The sequence below is a fragment of the Asticcacaulis sp. P2_C5 genome (assembly GCF_056404555.1).
On record NZ_JBFUDU010000001.1, the window covers coordinates 162,071 to 180,336 of the forward strand.

Consider the following 18,266-nt stretch of genomic DNA (forward strand, 5'->3'; position numbering starts at 1 on the left):
AGCGGCTTCAGGCGTCGCAGGCGCAGTCCGATGTATGGCGGTGCAGCAGACGCAGGCCGGCATAGTTGAGACCGTGGGCTCCCGCGACCATCAGGGCACCCAGGACGCTCAACAGGGCTTCAATATTGTCAAGGCTATGGATAAAGGCCGCCAGGGCCAACAGAAGAAGGCCGGCCCCCATCAGGCCGCTGACCTCGACCTTGCGCCAGCCCTTCGACTGCCACAGGGCCAGCCCGCTGAGTGGCACGGCGATCAGCACCAGCACCTTGTGCACAATGTCATTCTGCGAGAAGATGCCGAGGAAAGGCAGGGCGGCGACCAGCAGCGGCAGGGCCAGGCAGTGCACGACGCACAGACCCGACAGGGTCATGGAAGCGACGTCCAGCCATTTTGCCTTGCGAGTTTCGGCCATTGGGTGTGCCTTGCAGAAGTCCCGGTGTGGATCGCCGGTCGCGTGAAATGCAAATATGTTATATCATAACTTTTTGCAAGGCGTATGGGTTAAAATTCATCAAACGGGGCAGGGCGCATGATCACATTCAACGACATCGAAGCGCGCGCGGCTGAGCGCCGGGGCGGTCCCGAGGCGCTGGAGGCCGCGCTGTTCAAGCCTTTGTCGACGGCCGAGGTCGCTGCCGTCCCGGAAGATCGCTGGCTGGCGGAGATGACGCGCTGTATCTTCCAGGCCGGTTTCAGCTGGGACCTGATCGACAAGCGCTGGCCGCAGTTCGAGGCGGCGTTCGACGGCTTTAACGTCACGCGCTGGCTGTTCATGTCGGACGACGACCTGTCCGACCTGTTGAACGCGCCGGGCCTTATTCCCAACGGCCGCAAGATCCAGTCGGTTGCCGGCAATGCCAAGTTCCTGTCCGATGTCGCTGAAAGCCACGGCTCGGCCGGTGCCTGGTTCGCATCGTGGCCGATCGAAGGCTATATGGAGCTGTGCGCCGAACTGAAGACGCGCGGCTCGCACCTGGGCGGCATGACGGGCCAGAGGGCCATGCGCCGCATTGGCCGTGACGCGCTGATCCTGACCACCTCGGTGATCAAGGGGCTGGTCGCGGCGGGCGTCGTCTCCGGCGAGCCGAAGTCGAAGAAGGACCTGGCCGCCGTTCAGTCGGCGATCAACGCCTGGCACGCCCAAAGTGGGCGTGGGCTGACCCAGATGAGCCAGATTCTCGCCTATTCGGTTCCGTGAGGTCGCTAACATCAAGATTGGGCTTGCTCATTTAATAAATCAATTTTACTTATTCTCGATAACACCTGGGCTCGCTGGACAACCGGGCCAAAAATCCTGTGGGAAGAGACCTATGACCACCTACGCCGAACAGCGTCTGGCCAGACTGCGCGCCGAGCACGAAGCCTTGATCACGCAGGCCAATATCCCGGCGCCCACCGGCAATGGCATCTATCATCGCTGGCAAAACCCGGTCGTGACGGCCGCCCATGCGCCGCTCGAATGGCGCTACGACTTCAATCCCGTGACCAATCCCTTCATGCAGGAACGACTGGGTGTCAACGCCACGTTCAATGCCGGGGCGATATTGTGGCCAAAAGACGGAGACTCCAAGTATCTGGTCATGGTTCGCGTCGAGGGCGATGACCGCAAGTCGTTTTTCGCCATCGCCGAAAGCCCGAACGGCGTCGACAATTTCCGCTTCTGGCCAAAACCTGTGGTCATGCCGCAGACCGAAGACCCCGACACCAATGTCTATGATATGCGCCTTACACAGCACGAGGATGGCTGGATCTACGGCCTGTTCTGCACCGAGCGCAAGGATCTGAGCCTGCCCAACGACACCTCGGCGGCGACGGCGCAGTGCGGCATCGCGCGCACCAAAGACCTCATCACCTGGGAGCGCCTGCCCGACCTGATCACGCGCTCAGGCCAGCAACGCAATGTGGTGGTTCATCCGGAGTTCGTGGATGGTAAATACGCCCTCTACACCCGGCCGCAGGATGGTTTCATCTCGGTCGGCGGTGGTGGCGGCATCGGCTGGGGCCTGTGCGATGACATTACAAGGGCAGTGATCGACAGCGAGGTCATTGTCGATACCAAGGTCTATCACACCATCAAGGAAGTGAAGAACGGCCAGGGCCCGGCGCCGATCAAGACGCCGGAAGGCTGGCTGCACCTGGCGCACGGCGTACGCAACACCGCCGCGGGCCTGCGCTACACCCTGTACATGTTCATGACAGCGCTCGATGAACCGTGGAAGGTCATCTACGCGCCGGGCGGCCATTTCATCGCGCCGCAGGGTGAGGAAAGGGTCGGCGACGTGTCCAATGTCGCCTTTACCAATGGCTGGATCGTCAACGACAAGGACGAAGTCTTCATCTATTACGCCTCGTCCGATACGCGCCTGCACGTTGCCAATTCGTCGATCGCCCGCCTGCTCGACTATTGCAAGAACACACCGTCCGATCCGCTGACCTCGGCGGCCTGCGTCCAGCAACGCCTCGACCTGATCGCCGGCAATGAGGCCTGGCTGGCCGCCCAAAAGACGGTAGAGGCATGATTTCGCCGACCGACTTTCCGAAGACCCTGCGCCATGAAGCCCGGCAGGAGGCGAAAAATCTGCTGCGCTGGTGGGCGTTGAAGGCGCCTGACGACCTCCATGGTGGTTTCTGGGGTGAGGTCGACGCCCAGGGCCAGCCGGTCAAGGACGCGCCCAAAAGCTCGATCCTCAATACACGTCTGCTGTGGTTTTTCAGCGCCATGGCGACCTATCTCGATTCCGATGAGGCCCTGCTGCTGGCGCACCGCGCCGCCAACTATATCCGCAGCCATTTCCTCGATCCCGATCACGGCGGTATCTACTGGCTGCTCGACCACAGGGGCCAGGTCATCGACGCCAAGAAACAGGGCTATGCCCAGGCCTTCGCCATCTATGCCTTCAGCGAATATTACCGCGCCACCCAGGACAAGGCCTGTCTCGAGATCGCCCGCCAGATCCAGCGCGAGATCGAAGAACGCTTCTGGGATCCCGGCAGCGGCGGCTATATCGAGGCGATGAGCGCCTTCTGGTACGATGCCGGTGATCAGCGCCTGTCGGACAAGGACGCCGACTGCCCCAAGACGATGAACACCCACCTTCACATTCTGGAAGCCTACACCAATCTGCATCGCGCCGCGCCCGACGACGTCAGCCACGCCGCACTGTATCGCGCGCTCGACATCTTCATCGAACGCTTCATCGACCACAAGACGCATAATCTGAAGCTATATTACGACATGGACTGGACCGACCGCACCGCCTCGGTGTCCTATGGCCACGATATCGAGGCCAGTTGGCTGATCTGGGAGGCTGCCGAGGTGCTGAACGAGCCTGACCTGTTGACGCGGGTCCGTCCGCTGACCCTCGACCTGGCGGGCGAAGTCCTGCGCGACGGTATTCAAGGTGACGGCGGAATTGCCTATGAGCGACATTTCCGTGGCGCCCTGGATACGGCGGGTGAGTGGTGGGGCCAGGCCGAGGGCCTGGTCGGTTTCGTCAATGCCTGGCAAATGGGTGGTGACGGCCGTTTCCTCGAGGCGACGGCGCAGTTGTGGGATTATGTGAAGGCGGAGTTCGGCGCCGCGGGTCGCGACGAATGGACATGGTACGCCGCCAATGCCGGGCGCGAGCCGAAGTACAAGGCCGGTATGTGGAAGTGCCCGTACCACAACGGCCGCGCCATGATTGAACTGGACCATCGGCTGAAACGTGTGAGACTGTAGCGAATAAAGCGGATATTCCGCGCATAATAACCCCGTAAAAAGCACAAGGGGAGGGAAACATGAACCTGCAACCGATCGATTTCGCGATTGTCGGAGGCTATGTCCTGCTGACCATCGGTCTGGGATTCTGGGTGTCCAAGCTGTCGTCCGGCAGCCTGTCCTCCTACTTCCTGGCGGGCAACAAGCTGCCGTGGTGGATACTGGGCCTGTCCAACGCCTCGGGCATGTTTGACGTCGCCGGCACCATGTGGATGGTAGGCCTGCTGGTCGTCTATGGCCTGAAATCCGTCTTCATTCCCTGGCTGTGGCCGGTGTTTAACCAGATTTTCCTGATGGCCTTTCTCGCCATCTGGCTGCGCCGGTCGGGCAAGCTGACCGGCGCCGAGTGGATTACCTTCCGCTTCGGCGATGGGGCCGGGGCGCGCGCCTCGCACATGATCAATGTCGTCTTCGCCCTGATCAATGTCATAGGCATGCTGGCCTTCGGGTTCTTGGGCATCGGAAAGCTGGCGGCCGAGTTCAGCCCGTGGCATTTCGTTGCCGACCCGCTGCTTAACGACAAGATCTACGGTCTGATCGTCGTGGCCCTGACCACGCTTTATTCGGTCAAGGGCGGGATGTATTCGGTGGTGATGACCGAGGTGCTGCAGTTCTTCATCAAGCTGGTGGTCTGTATCGCCATCGCCGTCATCGCCATGAACAAGGTGTCGCCCGACATGCTGAAGGCGGCGGTGCCGCACGGCTGGTACGATATCCTGTTCGGCTGGAAGCTCGATCTCGACTGGAATGCCGTGGCGGCGGCGGCCAAGCCGGCGGACAAGGTCATCGCCACCTCCGCGACCAACACTATCGCAGCGGAGGGCCATTCTTACTTTACCATCTTTATTGGCCTGATGGCCTTCCAGGGCATTCTGAAGTCCCTGTCGGGGCCGGTGCCGAACTACGACATGCAGCGCCTTTTGTCGGCCAAGTCGCCGACCGAAGCCGCCAAGGTGTCGGGCTTCGTCAATATCGTCCTGTTGTTCCCGCGTTACCTGATGATTGCCGGCATGGCGGTCCTGGCCCTGGTCTTTATCGGCCCGGAATGGACGCGCATGCAGGATGCGGCAGCTGCGGCCGGCAAACCGTTCAGTGGCGATTTCGACGCCATCCTGCCGTGGGTGGTGCACAACTTCCTGCCGCCGGGCCTGCTGGGCCTGACCCTGGCCGGTATGTTGTCGGCCTTTATGGCGACCTATTCGGCCTCGCTCAACGCCGCGCCGGCCTATGTCGTCAACGACATCTACAAGAAATATATCAATCCCGATGCCGACCAGAAGACCTATGTCCGGCTGAGCTACCTGGTGTCCTTTCTGTTTGCGGCCGTGTCGGCGGCGATCGGCTGGCAACTGACCTCGATCAACGACATCGTCAGCTGGATCGCCACCGGCCTCTATGGCGGCTATACGGTCGCCAATGTCGTCAAATGGTACTGGTGGCGCTTCAACGGCGCCGGCTATGCCGCCAGCATGGGGCTGGGCGTTATCGCTGCCGGCCTGATGGCGGTGCCGGCGTCGATCACCGGCTTCCAGATCGATCCGTTGCAGGCCTTTCCGTTTCTGTTTGTCGCCTGCATGGTGGTGGCGATCGGCGTTTCCTACATGGCGCCGGCGACCGACATGGAAACGCTGAAGGTCTTCTATAAAAAGACCCGGCCGTGGGGTCTGTGGGGACCGGTCCTGACGGCGCTGCGCCAGGAAGAGCCGGATGCCAAGCCCAACCGCGATTTCGGCATCGACATGTTCAATGTGGCGATCGGCATCACCTGGCAGACGGCCCTGACGGCATCGGCCATCTTCCTGGTTATCCACCAGATGCCGAAATTCTACATCGCCGCCGGGCTGGCCCTGGTTTGTACGGTGATCATGAAGTTCACGCTTTGGGATCGCTTGCGGGATGAGCCGGCATAAGGAGACAAGGCCGTACGAATGCATGTCCGTGCTGAGGCCTTGACAAGATTTCTCCCTCCTCCCTGTTTGAGCGCAGCGAAAATGGGGAGGTGCCGCCAACGGCGGCGGAGGGGTATTTCTGTGCTTCAAGCTTGCCCAGCCGCTTGAGATATTGTGGGCATGTCCCGAACACGTGAAAAGCCGACAGGTCAATCAGGTGACCCCTCCGGCGCTTCGCGCCACGCCACGGGGCGCCCCGCTCCCCATCGTCGCTTCGCTCGACAGGGAGGAGGGGGGATAAGTCACCCCAAGCCTGTGTTTTATCGTTAGCCACGTAGCTGATTGGCACATATCCCAAACCTCTGGCATTATTCCGCCTTCACATACGGCCGGATTTCCGCGTCCTGTGATGCCCAGAGGTCGACAGCCAGCTTGCCGATATAGGCCGAGCCATCGGGTCCGAGATGCGTGTAGTCGAAGCCCTGGTGGTCGGCTGTGGTGCCCTGCGAGGCGTCGCTGAACACGGCAGGCACCGATGTCCCAGAGGCTTCGCTATCGAGGATATTCTGCGGGATGGGGCTGCCCGCCAGCCGGTTGGCGGCGACCGGTCCCATGGCCTGGATCGCCTGCCGGGTCGCGTCGTAGATATCGACACAGGCAAAGCCCTTGTCGGCCGCGACGACGCGAATCGCTTCGGCCCACGGGCGCAGGTCGTCATTCAGCCGCCCATTGCGGAACCAGCGCTGGGTCAGCGGTGTTACCATGACCGGAATGGCGCCAACGTTGCGGATATCGAGGCCGTACTGACGCATATTGACGGGGAATTCGGTAGCCAGATCGGTGTGGCGCTCGGCCTTGGATGAGCCGTCATTGTGGCCGAAGCCGATCCACACATAGGTGCGTTCGAACGCGGCCCCGTCGCGCAGCTGGGTCATGACGCCGTTCCACAGGCCTTCGACGCGATAGCTTTTGGAGCTGCGGCCGCCGCGCGCCGCGTTGATGCAGGTCACCTCCGAGCGGAAGCGGGCGCAGAAGCCGGCGCCGTAGCCCGAACGGTCGGTCATGGTCGAATCGCCGACGAGAATGACGCGGATCGGTTTCAGCGGCTGGGCGGCACAGGCGCCGGCTGCAGCCCAGATCAGAATGGAAAGCCATACGGTGCGGATGGTCATGCGGCCTCGCTACAAATGTCCTACATAAACGCACCGGACGCTCAACTCCGTCGTCTCTTGATTCCAACCGTAACTGGATTACATACAGATCATGCGCATTGAGATCTGGTCCGACGTCATCTGTCCGTTTTGCTATATCGGCAAGGCCAACCTGGAAACCGCCATGCGCGACGCCGGGGTGACGGCCGATATTGTCCATCACGCCTTTCGCCTGATGCCTGGCGATGCGCCCTATCCGGTCGAGCAGATGTTCGCACGGCGCTACGGCCAGGATCCGGACCAGGCTGCCGCATCGCTGCGCAATGTCGAGGCGACGGCTGCGAAGGCGGGACTGGCGTTTCACCTTACGGGTACGCTATGCGGTGATACGACGGATTCTCACAGGTTGCTGGCCCTGGCGGGCGACAAGGGTGTCCAGTCGGCCCTGCTGGACCGCCTTTATCGCGCCTATTTCAGCGAAGGCCGCAATGTGTTCGACCGTGATGTACTGCTTGAGCAGGGGCAGTCGGTTGGGCTCCAGCGCGACGACATGACGGCGGCGTTTGACTCCGTGGAACTGACGGCGAGGATCGAGGCTGACCAGCGCCAGGCCCAGGCCTATGATGTGCGCGGTGTGCCCTTTTTCATCGTCGATAACCGCATCGCCGTCTCGGGTGCGCAGCCAGTCTCGGCTTTCGCGGAAGCCTTGCGCTTCGTGGCGGCGGCAGACGCGCCTGTCTGCGGTCCAGATTATTGCGAACCGGCACAAAAATAATCGGATGAGCGTTGGCGCTACGTGGAAACCGGACCTATATAGGACCGGAAAAAGACGTATTTGCCCGAAAGCCCGATTTGATGAGCCCCAATTTGAGTAATAATGCGCAGGCACCCCTTCCCAAGCCCAAGGCAAAGTTTAGCGAAACCGTCAACTTTCTGAAACCGTATCTGTGGCCTTCGACACGCGCCGACCTGAAGTTCCAGGTCATCATGGCCCTGGTCGCCATGTTGCTGGGCAAGGTGGTGACCGTCGGTATTCCCTTTACCTACAAGTGGGCGACCAATGCCCTGACCGACAACAAACCGGTGGCTTTCTGGGGCCTGATTGCCGCGGGGCCGGTTATCCTGGTCATCGCCTATGGCGTGGCCCGGATGGTGTCTCAGGTCCTCAACAATGTGCGCGACGCCCTGTTCGCCGCCGCCGGCCAGCACGCCGTCCGCGGCCTGGCCAATCGCGCTTTCGGCCACCTGCATAACCTGTCTCTGCGTTTCCATCTGCAACGCCGCACCGGCGGCTTGTCGCGCGTGATCGAGCGCGGCAAGGCGGGGATCGAAACCATTGTCCGCCTGGTCATGATGTTCGGCATTCCGACCGTGGTCGAATTCGCCCTGACAGCGGTCGTCCTCGCCTACCAGTTCACCGCCTGGTATGTCGTGGTCGTTGTTGTCACGGTCGTCGTCTATGTCTGGTTCTCGATCATCGCCTCCAACTGGCGGATCAGCATCCGCAAGGACATGAACGAGGCCGACACCGATTCGATGTCCAAGGCCGTCGATTCGCTGCTCAACTTCGAAACCGTCAAATATTTCGGCAACGAACAGCTTGAAGCCGACCGCTATAACCGCGCCACGGGCCGCTACGAAGCCGCCGCCATCAAGACCTACACGTCCCTGGCCTGGCTCAATATCGGCCAGGCAGTGATCTTCTCCATCGGCATGGCGATCGTCATGGTGATGTCGGCCTTCGAGGTCCTGAACGGCAGCAAGACCATCGGCCACTTCGTCATGATCAACGCCTTCATGATGCAGTTGGCCGTACCGCTCAACTTTATCGGCACCTTGTATCGCGAAATCTCGACCGGCCTGATCGACATGGAAGCCATGTTCAAGTTGCTCGACGAGCCGCAGGAGGTGGTCGACAGCCCGGCCGCCACCGAGCTTGTGGTCAGCGACGGTGCCATCCGCTTCAACGACGTCCATTTTTCCTATGATCCCGATCGCCAGATTCTCAAAGGCGTGACGTTTGAGGTACCGGCCGGCAAGACGGTCGCTGTGGTTGGGCCTTCGGGCGCCGGCAAGTCGACCCTGTCGCGCCTGTTGTTCCGTTTCTACGACGTCAAGGGCGGCAGTATCGAGATCGATGGCCAGGATATCCGCAGCGTGACCCAGGCGTCTTTGCGCAAGGCGATCGGCATGGTGCCGCAGGATACTGTGCTGTTCAACGACACTATTGCCTATAATATCGGCTACGGAAAGTTCGGCGCGTCGGGGGGTGAGGTCGAGGATGCGGCGGAACGCGCCCAGATCGCGCACTTCATCTCGACCCTGCCCAAGGGTTTCAATACCGAGGTCGGCGAGCGCGGCCTGAAGCTGTCGGGCGGTGAGAAGCAGCGCGTGGCCATTGCCCGCACCCTGCTGAAATCACCACCGATCCTGATCCTCGACGAAGCCACCTCGGCGCTCGATACCCATACCGAACGCGAGATCCAGGCCTCGCTGGATGACGTGTCGAAGAACCGCACGACCCTTGTTATCGCCCACCGCCTGTCCACCGTGGTCGGCGCCGACGAGATCCTGGTGCTCAAGGACGGTGTCGTCGCCGAACGGGGTAAGCATCATCAGCTCATGGCCCTGAATGGCCTGTACCATTCGATGTGGGAACGCCAGCGCGCGGCCGACGCCGCCCGCGAAACCCTGGCCAAGGTGGTGGCGGAAGTTGAGTAAGAAAAGGGTTTTGGAACCGCGAATGAACGCGAATAAACGCGAATTTCATTAGGCTTACCACTGACGCAGGGCCGTGGGGCACCGTATATGCGCCTCCGGCGCTTTGAGTTCTATTCGCGTTTATTCGCGTTCATTCGCGGTTCCAAAACCTTCCTTCGACGACAAAGCCCCGGACGTCGCCGTCCGGGGCTTTGCTGCGTTAGAAACGGGGTGGATCAAGACCCCGCTTAAGAAACTTACATCGACGACGTCGTTACGGTCGTCGAGGTCGACGTCTCAGACGTGCCCGTATCGGACATCGCCATGCCGGCATCCGGCACGGCGACTTCCGAGGTCGTGGTTTCGGTCGTCGTAGTGGTTTCCGTCTTCTTTTCGCAGGCGGCGACTGTCAGACAGGCGGCAGCAGCGATCAGCGGAAGAACTTTTGCATAGTTGAGCTTGATCATGAGTGGAGGCTCCTTCTCACCAGAGGATTGTTGTGCCGATGACGGCGGCCATCGGAAAATCGGGTCGCGGATGAAATCCGACGATCGTTCAGGCAGGAGCGACTATGGCCATAGCCGAAGTAGGGAAGCGTTGCGGTTAGTCGCTGCGAAAAATAAAAAACCTGCAAGCGCAAATTATTTAGGTCAAGCGCCGTCGCACGGGCGCCCCCGATGGCGCCTTGCATCAGCTCCAGAGGACAAGAGAGGTTCGGTTTACGCCGCTACCCAGCCGCCGTCGATCGACAGAGGGGCGCCGTTGATCGCCTTGCCGGCGTCCGAGCACAGGAAGACCGTCAGCGCGGCAATGTCCTCGACATGGACGAATTCCTTGGTCGGCTGGGCCGCCAGGATGACCTCCTTGATCACCTGTTCCTCGGTCATGCCGCGCGCCTTCGCCGTGTCGGGAATCTGCTTCTCGACCAGCGGCGTCTTGACGTAGCCCGGGCAGATGGCGTTGCAGGTAATGCCGAATTCGGCGCCTTCCAGGGCGATGGTCTTGGTAAAGCCCAGCAGGCCATGTTTGGCGGCGACATAGGCCGACTTGAAGGGGGACGCGACCAAGGCATGGGCCGAGGCCATGTTGATGATCCGGCCCCATTTTTTCGTCTTCATGGCTTCGAAGGTCAGCCGGACGGTATGGAAGCTTGACGTCAGGTTCAGGCCGATAATGGCGTCCCACTTGTCCGGCGGGAAGCTCTCGATCGGTGATACATGCTGGATCCCGGCATTGTTGACCAGGATGTCGACGCCGCCCAGCCTGGCATCGATGGCGCCGATCAGGCCGCCGATCTCGTCGGCGCGCAGCAGGTTGGCGCCGTCGAACAGCACGTCGACGCCATAGGTCGTGGCCATCTCACTGCGTAGCGCCTCGATCTCGCCGGCATCGCCCAGACCGTTGAGCATGATCTTCACGCCCTGCGCGGCCAGTCCCTTAGCGATGGCCAGGCCGATACCGCTCGTCGAGCCCGTGACCAGGGCCGTCTTGCCTGCTAAACTCGTCATCTGCCTATTCCTTGTCTGTGGGCCCAGTGCTTCCCGGCCCCGTATCGGCTTCCGGGCGGGGTGCAACACCGGCGCGCCGCGCCGCCATGCTGAGCGCCTGCTGCCCGCATTGCTCGACGAAGGCCATGGCGGCGCGACTCTGGTTCTGACTGTATTTCAGGCAGGTCTGGGCCCATTTTTGCTGAAGCTCGGCTATGGATGCGGCATCCTGCGGCCGGGCGGCAGCGTTCATCAGATCGATTGTGTCCTGGGTGAAGGCTTGCGTATCGGCGGCATAGCGATGCGATGTCGTGCTGATCATTTCAATCAGGTTGATCAGGCTGCGCGCCGCCAGCTGCTGCTGGGCTTCCATCAGTTTCAGCCCGTTCTCGAAGGGCGATATGGTCATGCGCAGACGCTCCATAAAGGCGTTGCATCTGTATGGCGGCTTTCGCTACCGTGTGCAATGCAAAATCTTTGGCTAAAAACTAACCGGCAAGTAGGGCGGTTTTACGTCAACCAAGACGTTCAAAAACGAGACTAATTCAGCAGAATTGACCCCAACAGCACCCGAGCGCCCTTGCGGCCCAGAATCTGATCCGTCACGGTTTGCAGCTGCGTCGCTATATAGTCGGTATCGACCAGCGAAGAGGCGTTGAGATTGGCAGCGTAGCCCTGAAGTTTGGTAACATAGGCGTCCTGCAGGCGCGGCAAATACAGTTTCACCAATTCGGTCAGCTTCGGGTCGTCAGCATAGAGACCGATCTCGACGCTCATGGTGCCGTGCTTCGCGCCGGTGCCACGCGTAAAGACGCTGATCATCGGAAACTGCGTATAGGCGAGGCCGCCGCCCTTCTTCTTTTCAGGCGCATTGGCGCGCGCCGCCGTGCCTGGCAGAACAAGGCCTGGCAGAACGAGGGCCGTGGCGGTTAGTGCGGTACCAAGCAGGGTGCGTCGATTCATGACAACAAGCTTAGGAGACGGCGGTTAAGATGTAGTTCACACTCACTATTCAATTAAAATTAACCATAAAATCAATAGCTTGATTACAAATAATTTAGCCCTTTGGCGTAATGTCTCACTCTCGCAGCGGGGGGTAACCACTTACGTTAATGACGGGCATGATAACGCTGCACTCACAGATACAGAAGCGGCTGCGAAAAATTGCCTGCGATTCTGTCAGCCTGCTCATCGTCGAAGACAATGACGCGTCGCGCCGGCTGGTACTGGAACTGTTGCGCGCCGCGGGGTTCAGCCGGCTCAATTTCGCCCGCGACGCCGAAGAAGCGATACTGCAGATTCAGGCCCACCATCCCGACCTTATTCTCATGGACTGGGGCCTGCCCGGTATGTCGGGTATAGACCTGGTCCGCGCCATCCGTGCGGCGGTGGCTAAACCCGACCCGCGCTTTCCCAATCCGGAGGTACCGATCGTCATGCTGACGGCGCGCACCCGTCACCGCGACGTGACGACGGCGCGCAACGCCGGCATCAGCGATTTTGTCTGCAAGCCGTTTTCGACGACCACGCTGTTGAAGGCTGTTTCCCTGGCCCTGACACGCAAACGGCGCTTCATCACAACGCCGGAATTCACGGGTCCCGACCGCCGGCGCCGCAAGGCCGCCCAGTTTCCGGGCCTGCTGCGCCGCGAGGAAGACGGCGGCTTGCGTCAGGTCCTGTCGGCTGAGATGGGCCGGCTGCGCGAGATGCTGAAAATCCGCGGTCGCCCCGATCCCGCCCGTCTCAGCGATGTGATCAGCCGTCTGCTCAAAGTCCAGACAGAAGCCCAGGGCATAAGGTTGAACCTGATCGAACAGGCGACACACTCTTTAAATGAGTATGTGCAATACTTCGGTCACAAGGCAGAAGCCGAAGTCCTGGATGTGCATCTCGACGCCCTGATCCGGCTGAACGATGTCCCCTATGCCGACCATGAAGAGGCCATGAATATAGTGTCGCAATTAAACCGTCTGGTCAGCCAGCGTCGCAGCAGGAAGGCGTCATGAACGCTTCCGCCATGCTGGACCCGAAGAATGGCAATACCGCACAGAACGCGACCAATCGTGATGTGCGCAACCTGGCCAATCTGGGTGAAACCGCGTCGACCTCGCGCGTTCTCAACCTGTCACAGATCTACCTGACCTCATCGAAGGAAAAGGAATACCAGTTAAAGCCTTTCTTCCGCGACTCGCAGATGAACAAGGCCATACTGGTCAAGCATACGCTGCGCGCCAATGAACGCGACCTGTTCGCCCGGGTGCGCCGTACCGCGACCAAGATTATCCTGCCTTTCGACCCGCTGGACCTGAAGCTGGGCGGCCGCTCGATCCTGGTCAATCAACTGGGTTTCGACAGCTTCTGCCGGGCCTATTTCAACACGGACGACATCAGCGGAAACAGTGACGTCCAGGTACTGCGTCTGCTCGATACCCTGCCGTCGCTGGATCCCTTCCTGGTCCGCGAACATCTTGGGCGCAACGGCTATCGCCCGGGCGCCTGTTATCTCAAGATCTCGCCGTTCGATGTCCAGCGCATGATCGGTTTTGCCAATGAGGAGATCGAACGCCTGGTCGTCAACGCCTTCGGCGATGGCCTGACCGGTGGCGCCAGTGTCAAGCTGGCCAGCAAGATCCTGGCCAATGAGCTGGACAAGGAGCTGTGGCCGCTCAAAAAGACCCTGCGCATGACGGACGAGGAATTCTCCGACGGTATCTTCTCATGGCGCGGCTTCCTCTATTTCAAATGGCGGCACATCGAACTTCAGGAGGAGATGCGCAAGGTCCTGGAGGGCCTGGCCAGCTACCAGCCGATCGGCGCCTCGGACGAAAACCTGCGCGAATATCTGAAGGATGCGCGTCCGCGTCTGGCGCGCAGCATCGTCAATGCCATCGCCAATGTCGGACGCACGCTCAATGTCTATGACCAGGCCTATCACGCGCTGGTCGAAGGCGAGAATCCCGGGCCATTCCGTCGTTTCCTGCTGGACGGGCCTGGCCTGTTCTTTGAACTGGGCGAAAACATCGGCATTCTCAGCCATATCGGCTCGTTCTGGGGCTATCGGATGGGGCAGCAAATGATGAACCAGCGTCTGACGCCGGGCGAATATGCCGACATTCTGATGGATTTCGAGGATTCGCTGACGGTTGTGGCGCGCTACACCGGCGGCGATCAGAAGTAGCCCGTTGGAAAATATCGGACTCGGTTCGCGTCGTTGCCACTAGGTCATTTGCGATCGGAACCGATGTCATGAAGCCGTTATTTTCCAACAAACCTTAACAGAGAAGTATATAGATGGCGTTGTTGCATGTATCCGGGTCGGTCGGGGAAAGTCTGTTCACGGCGGCCCGCGAGATCCGCAATCTGGCCCATCTCAATCGTACGGCCTCGTCGTGGCGGGTGATGAATCTCGCCAAGGTCTATGTCGCGCACCGTGAAGATGAGGCGTGGATCGCCCAGCCTTTGTTCGAGAATTCCAAGCTCAATCGCGCCATCATTCTGAAACACACCCTGCGCGCCGACGAACGCCATCTGGCCGGCGGTTCGCGCAACACCGTGACCAAGATCATCCTGCCCTACGATCCGTTCGACCTGCGTCTGGGGGGACATTCGATCTATTACGGCCAGAACGGTTTCGAAGACCTGATGCAGAACCACTTCGGCATCGATATCATGGAAAAGAGCCGTGACCTGACCGTGCTGCAGGTGCTGGATACCTTGCCGTCACTGGATCCCTTCCTGGTCCGCGAACATCTCGCCCGCATGGGCCTGCGCCCGGCGCGGCTGTACTTCCCGATCGCGCGTGGCGACCTGCAATCCATGGCTGCCTTTACCGCCGACCGGATCGAAGACCTGGTCTATGCCGCCCTGGGCGAAAAGCGCGAAGGCACCAAGGGTGGCGCCGCCCGGTTGGGCGACAAGATCCTGTCCGACAAGCTCGACCAGGAACTGTTGCCGCTGAAGTCGGCCCTGGGCATGACCGACAGCGCCTTTCATGAGGGCGTCATGTGCTGGCGCGGTTTTCTGTATTACTGCTGGTGCCACGCCGAACTGCAGGCCGGGACGCGCGAGCTGCTGTCGGGCCTCAGCCATTACAAGCCCAATGCCACCCATGACGAAATCCTGCGCAACTTTGTCGGCAAGATCCGCCCGCGCCTGGCCCGCGCCATCGTCAAGACACTGAAGGAAATCAGCCAGGCGCTGGAGGGCTATGACGACGTCTACAATGCCCTGGCACACGAGCGGAACCCCGAACCCTTCCGCCAGTTCCTGCAGCACGGCTCGCGTCAGTTCCTGGAACTGGGCGACAAGGTCGGCATCCTCAATCACATGGTGTCGTTCTGGCGCTTCCGCATGTCCAAGGTCACCCAGAACAACAGCCGGCCGCTCGAATTTATCGAATTCGCCGATATCCTGGTCGATTTCGAAGCCAGCCTGGCCGGTGCCATCCAAAACGACGACCGGTCAGCCGCATAAGGTTGACGGATTTGCTGTCCGAGTGCGGCATTGATTGTCGCGTATTTTTGAAATTACAGCTATTTTCAACGCGGAAAGCGCGGAAAAGGCGGACAAGTCGCGGAAACAACGTTCGGCGAAGCAAATCCAGGGCGTTGCTTTTACCGCGCGAAGCGCATTTGGGCTGTACTGGTAGCCAGCATCCCGGAATGACGGCCCTTCGGGCGCAGGCCTGTCCGCCTGCTCCCTTTCCGCGTCCTGTCCGACTTTTCGGCGCTTTCCGCGTTGAAAATTGCTGTAAAATCAGTATCTTCAGCCAAGGGTGTGGCCAAGCACTGGCAAAAGCTTCCAGACCCGGCCCCACAAGTCGTGTTCACCCCTTACGGCTTCATCAGCTTTTCGGCCAGGTAGGTATATTCGATCGCATAGCGCCGGGCGATTTCGGGCAGGTTGGCCGCGGCGGCGTGACCGCCCTCGGTGTTCTCATAATAGTAGAACGGCAAACCCAAATCCTCGAACAAAGCCGCCATCTTGCGCGCATGCACCGGACCCACACGATCGTCCTTGGTCGAGGTTTCGAACAGAGGTTCCGGATAGGCGACGCCGGCCTTGACGTTATGATACGGCGAAATCGAACGCAGGAAGGCGCCTTCGACCGGATCGTCCGGATTGCCGTATTCGCCCTGCCACGATGCGCCGGCCGACATATGGGTATAGTTGACCATGTCGAGCAACGGCACCTGGACGACGACGGCGTTCCAAAGGTCCGGCCGCTGGGTCAGTTGCACGCCCATCAGCAGGCCGCCGTTCGAGCCGCCCATGATGCCGAGATGCGGCGTCGAGGTTACCTTGCTGTCGATCAGGTCCTGGGCCACGGCCGTGAAGTCGTCATAGATCCGCTGGCGGTTGGTCTTCAGCCCGGCCTCGTGCCACGTCGGTCCGAACTCGCCGCCGCCACGGATATTGGCCAGAGCATAGGCGCCGCCTTTTTCCAGCCATAGCTTGCCGATGCTGCCCGAATAGCTGGGCTCCATCGACACTTCGAAACCGCCGTAAGCATAGAGAATGGTCGGCGTCGTTCCGTCCAGCACCATATCCTTGCGTCCGACCAGGAAGTAGGGCACCCGCGTGCCGTCCTTCGACGTCACCCAGCGTTGCACCACCTGCAGGCCTTCGGCGTTGAAGCGCTCGGGGCTTGACTTGATCTTCTCGACCTTGCCGGTGGCGGCATCGGCCCGGTACAGGGTCGAGGGTTCGAGGAAGCCGGCCGCCCAGACGAAGATCTTGTCGCTTTGGTCGTCAGCGTCGTCGACGCTGAGGGTCGAGTTTTCCGGCAGGGCCATCTGGTAGGAAGACCATTCGCCGGCCCCGTTCGCGCCAGGCTTGAAACCAAACGAGCGCACCTCGCCCGTCACATTGGACAGGATGGACAGAACCAGCCGGTGTTTCGTCTGGCTGATCGCCTCCACCGACTGGTGGTCATTGGGCATGAACAGCAGGACAGGCTCGATCGCCGCCGGATCTGCCAGTCCCTTCTTGAAATCGAATGCAATCACCGCGCCTGATTTGAAGACGCGTCCCGATGGACTGGTCCAGCTGTCCTTCAGCGAATAGACCGCCTGGCCCTGATACAGGCTGCTGAAATCCGAGCTTTGCGGAAATGGCAGGGTAACCGCCTTGCCGCCGTCATAGAAGGTCAGTTCGGTGTGGAAGAAATCGAGCGAACGATAGGCCATGTCGGCGACATAGGTGCCGTCGATGTCGCGCACCACGGTCCGGCCGGCTGAAACGTCGTCCTTGCTGCCGCGGAAGATCTCGACCGCCTGGTCCAGGGTCTGGCCGCGTTTCAACACCTTGGTGACGTAGGCATAGCCGGAACTCGTCACCTCGCCCGGGGTAAATTCACGCGACACATAGACCGTGTCCTTGTCGAGCCAGGTGACATCCTGCTTGCCGGCGGGCAGGTCGAAACCGCCGGGTACGAAGGCGCGCTTCGCAATGTCGAATTCGCGCACAACGGACGCATCGAGACCGCCGTCCGACAGGGTCAGCAGGCAGATATTATTGGCCGGTGGCAGGCAGTCCTTGCCCTTGTAGACCCAGTTCTTGCCCTCGGCCTTCGACAAGGCATCGACATCGAGAATAGTTTGCCAGTCGGGACGGCCGGCACGGTAGGAGGCCCAACTGGCGCGGCGCCACAAGCCCTGGACATGGTCGGCGTCCTGCCAGAAATTGTCGACCATGTCGCCGCGCGCGAATCGGGGCGCCGGAATGCGGTCATTGGCCTGCAGGATCTTCAGCATGTCCGCCTTGTTCTGCTCGAAGCGCGGGTCCTGGCTGAGCCTGGCAATGGATGCCTCATTGTGGCTCGTGACCCAGGCCATGGCCTTTTCGCCGTCGATCTCGTCGAGCCAGGCGCGCGGGTCAGCAGCGGAAGCGTCCGCCGTATTGGGGTTGGAAGGATTGGCCTTGGCAACGGTCGTCATCTGCACTCCGGTTTGGGCTGAGGCGACCGGAGCCATCGCGGTCGCACCCAGGGCCAGTATCAGGCCCAATGCGGTCAGTGAAGAGAATGATATGCGTGACTGGGCTTTACGTGACTGGGATGTCATCAAGATACCTTATTGCCGTTCCGACAGAGTGCCGGCCTCCCGCGAGACAGGCATAAAGATTACGAGGGAAACTACCCCACTTTATTGGCAAGGCAAGATTACAAAAGAGTCATGTTCTTCCCGGCTTCTGGGTGCTACCGGACAGCGGACGAAAAAAGCCTTCCGGCACGAAACCGGAAGGCTTTTTAGTTTGCGGGGGATAGATGCGTGGAGCA

At 60.5% G+C, this 18,266-nt stretch carries 16 protein-coding genes; 9 read left to right on the plus strand and 7 right to left on the minus strand.

Going from position 1 to position 18,266, the window contains the following annotated elements; translation table 11 throughout:
• Positions 1-7: 7 nt before the first annotated feature.
• Positions 8-412: a MerC domain-containing protein gene (locus AC1DXO_RS00590; protein WP_476976134.1), complete on the minus strand. Its 405-nt coding sequence runs from the start codon at positions 410-412 to the stop codon at positions 8-10.
• A gap of 117 nt (positions 413-529) precedes the next feature.
• Here AC1DXO_RS00590 and AC1DXO_RS00595 point away from each other — a divergent pair, with 117 nt between their 5' ends.
• From AC1DXO_RS00595 to AC1DXO_RS00610, 4 genes are all read left to right on the plus strand, one after another.
• Entirely contained in the window at positions 530-1,198 is a 669-nt protein-coding gene (locus AC1DXO_RS00595; protein ID WP_476976135.1) for a DNA-3-methyladenine glycosylase I, read from the plus strand.
• 112 nt (positions 1,199-1,310) lie between these two features.
• Positions 1,311-2,519 (plus strand): glycoside hydrolase family 130 protein, encoded by a 1,209-nt coding sequence (locus AC1DXO_RS00600; protein ID WP_476976136.1) that lies wholly within the window; start codon positions 1,311-1,313, stop codon positions 2,517-2,519.
• Positions 2,516-3,721, plus strand: coding sequence for an AGE family epimerase/isomerase (locus AC1DXO_RS00605; RefSeq protein ID WP_476976137.1), 1,206 nt, complete (start codon positions 2,516-2,518; stop codon positions 3,719-3,721). The genes AC1DXO_RS00600 and AC1DXO_RS00605 overlap by 4 nt, the downstream gene beginning before the upstream one ends.
• 59 nt (positions 3,722-3,780) lie before the next feature.
• A complete protein-coding gene (locus tag AC1DXO_RS00610; RefSeq protein WP_476976138.1) occupies positions 3,781-5,670 on the plus strand; it encodes a sodium:solute symporter family protein in 1,890 nt (629 codons plus the stop codon).
• A 347-nt stretch (positions 5,671-6,017) separates the two neighbouring features.
• Here the strand turns inward: AC1DXO_RS00610 and AC1DXO_RS00615 are convergent, their stop codons facing one another.
• Positions 6,018-6,821 (minus strand): GDSL-type esterase/lipase family protein, encoded by an 804-nt coding sequence (locus AC1DXO_RS00615; RefSeq protein WP_476976139.1) that lies wholly within the window; start codon positions 6,819-6,821, stop codon positions 6,018-6,020.
• A gap of 91 nt (positions 6,822-6,912) precedes the next feature.
• Between AC1DXO_RS00615 and AC1DXO_RS00620 the strand changes: the two genes are divergently transcribed.
• Together AC1DXO_RS00620 and AC1DXO_RS00625 are read left to right on the plus strand one after the other, a co-directional pair.
• On the plus strand, positions 6,913-7,575 hold the full coding sequence (locus tag AC1DXO_RS00620) for a DsbA family oxidoreductase (protein WP_476976140.1): 663 nt from the start codon (positions 6,913-6,915) through the stop codon (positions 7,573-7,575).
• 92 nt (positions 7,576-7,667) lie between these two features.
• Positions 7,668-9,521, plus strand: a complete 1,854-nt coding sequence (locus tag AC1DXO_RS00625) for an ABCB family ABC transporter ATP-binding protein/permease (protein WP_476976141.1) — start codon at positions 7,668-7,670, stop codon at positions 9,519-9,521.
• Positions 9,522-9,757: 236 nt separating this feature from the next.
• On the opposite strand, the gene AC1DXO_RS00630 is transcribed toward AC1DXO_RS00625, so the two are convergent.
• The 4 genes from AC1DXO_RS00630 to AC1DXO_RS00645 form a co-directional block, all read right to left on the minus strand.
• A complete protein-coding gene (locus AC1DXO_RS00630; RefSeq protein ID WP_476976142.1) occupies positions 9,758-9,967 on the minus strand; it encodes a hypothetical protein in 210 nt (69 codons plus the stop codon).
• 252 nt (positions 9,968-10,219) lie between these two features.
• Positions 10,220-11,008, minus strand: coding sequence for a 3-hydroxybutyrate dehydrogenase (locus AC1DXO_RS00635; RefSeq protein WP_476976143.1), 789 nt, complete (start codon positions 11,006-11,008; stop codon positions 10,220-10,222).
• Between the two features lie 4 nt (positions 11,009-11,012).
• Positions 11,013-11,396 carry a phasin gene (locus AC1DXO_RS00640; RefSeq protein WP_476976144.1) on the minus strand — a complete coding sequence of 128 codons (384 nt, stop codon included), beginning with the start codon at positions 11,394-11,396 and terminating at the stop codon, positions 11,013-11,015.
• A gap of 131 nt (positions 11,397-11,527) precedes the next feature.
• Positions 11,528-11,950: a Tat pathway signal protein gene (locus AC1DXO_RS00645; protein ID WP_476976145.1), complete on the minus strand. Its 423-nt coding sequence runs from the start codon at positions 11,948-11,950 to the stop codon at positions 11,528-11,530.
• 158 nt (positions 11,951-12,108) lie between these two features.
• Here AC1DXO_RS00645 and AC1DXO_RS00650 point away from each other — a divergent pair, with 158 nt between their 5' ends.
• From AC1DXO_RS00650 to AC1DXO_RS00660, 3 genes are all read left to right on the plus strand, one after another.
• Positions 12,109-12,993: a response regulator gene (locus AC1DXO_RS00650; RefSeq protein WP_476976146.1), complete on the plus strand. Its 885-nt coding sequence runs from the start codon at positions 12,109-12,111 to the stop codon at positions 12,991-12,993.
• Entirely contained in the window at positions 12,990-14,165 is a 1,176-nt protein-coding gene (locus tag AC1DXO_RS00655) for a hypothetical protein (RefSeq protein ID WP_476976147.1), read from the plus strand. The genes AC1DXO_RS00650 and AC1DXO_RS00655 overlap by 4 nt, the downstream gene beginning before the upstream one ends.
• A gap of 113 nt (positions 14,166-14,278) precedes the next feature.
• A complete protein-coding gene (locus AC1DXO_RS00660) occupies positions 14,279-15,460 on the plus strand; it encodes a hypothetical protein (RefSeq protein ID WP_476976148.1) in 1,182 nt (393 codons plus the stop codon).
• Positions 15,461-15,819: 359 nt separating this feature from the next.
• Here AC1DXO_RS00660 and AC1DXO_RS00665 read toward each other — a convergent pair whose 3' ends face one another.
• Positions 15,820-18,051 carry a prolyl oligopeptidase family serine peptidase gene (locus tag AC1DXO_RS00665; protein ID WP_476976149.1) on the minus strand — a complete coding sequence of 744 codons (2,232 nt, stop codon included), beginning with the start codon at positions 18,049-18,051 and terminating at the stop codon, positions 15,820-15,822.
• Positions 18,052-18,266: the final 215 nt, after the last annotated feature.

Bases quoted from the DNA above. Each gene is read 5' to 3' on its own strand.
- AC1DXO_RS00590 (WP_476976134.1), bottom strand. From the start codon at position 412: ATGGCCGAAACTCGCAAGGCAAAATGGCTGGACGTCGCTTCCATGACC.
- AC1DXO_RS00595 (WP_476976135.1), top strand. From the start codon at position 530: ATGATCACATTCAACGACATCGAAGCGCGCGCGGCTGAGCGCCGGGGC.
- AC1DXO_RS00600 (WP_476976136.1), top strand. From the start codon at position 1,311: ATGACCACCTACGCCGAACAGCGTCTGGCCAGACTGCGCGCCGAGCAC.
- AC1DXO_RS00605 (WP_476976137.1), top strand. From the start codon at position 2,516: ATGATTTCGCCGACCGACTTTCCGAAGACCCTGCGCCATGAAGCCCGG.
- AC1DXO_RS00610 (WP_476976138.1), top strand. From the start codon at position 3,781: ATGAACCTGCAACCGATCGATTTCGCGATTGTCGGAGGCTATGTCCTG.
- AC1DXO_RS00615 (WP_476976139.1), bottom strand. From the start codon at position 6,821: ATGACCATCCGCACCGTATGGCTTTCCATTCTGATCTGGGCTGCAGCC.
- AC1DXO_RS00620 (WP_476976140.1), top strand. From the start codon at position 6,913: ATGCGCATTGAGATCTGGTCCGACGTCATCTGTCCGTTTTGCTATATC.
- AC1DXO_RS00630 (WP_476976142.1), bottom strand. From the start codon at position 9,967: ATGATCAAGCTCAACTATGCAAAAGTTCTTCCGCTGATCGCTGCTGCC.
- AC1DXO_RS00635 (WP_476976143.1), bottom strand. From the start codon at position 11,008: ATGACGAGTTTAGCAGGCAAGACGGCCCTGGTCACGGGCTCGACGAGC.
- AC1DXO_RS00640 (WP_476976144.1), bottom strand. From the start codon at position 11,396: ATGACCATATCGCCCTTCGAGAACGGGCTGAAACTGATGGAAGCCCAG.
- AC1DXO_RS00645 (WP_476976145.1), bottom strand. From the start codon at position 11,950: ATGAATCGACGCACCCTGCTTGGTACCGCACTAACCGCCACGGCCCTC.
- AC1DXO_RS00650 (WP_476976146.1), top strand. From the start codon at position 12,109: ATGATAACGCTGCACTCACAGATACAGAAGCGGCTGCGAAAAATTGCC.
- AC1DXO_RS00655 (WP_476976147.1), top strand. From the start codon at position 12,990: ATGAACGCTTCCGCCATGCTGGACCCGAAGAATGGCAATACCGCACAG.
- AC1DXO_RS00660 (WP_476976148.1), top strand. From the start codon at position 14,279: ATGGCGTTGTTGCATGTATCCGGGTCGGTCGGGGAAAGTCTGTTCACG.
- AC1DXO_RS00665 (WP_476976149.1), bottom strand. From the start codon at position 18,051: ATGACATCCCAGTCACGTAAAGCCCAGTCACGCATATCATTCTCTTCA.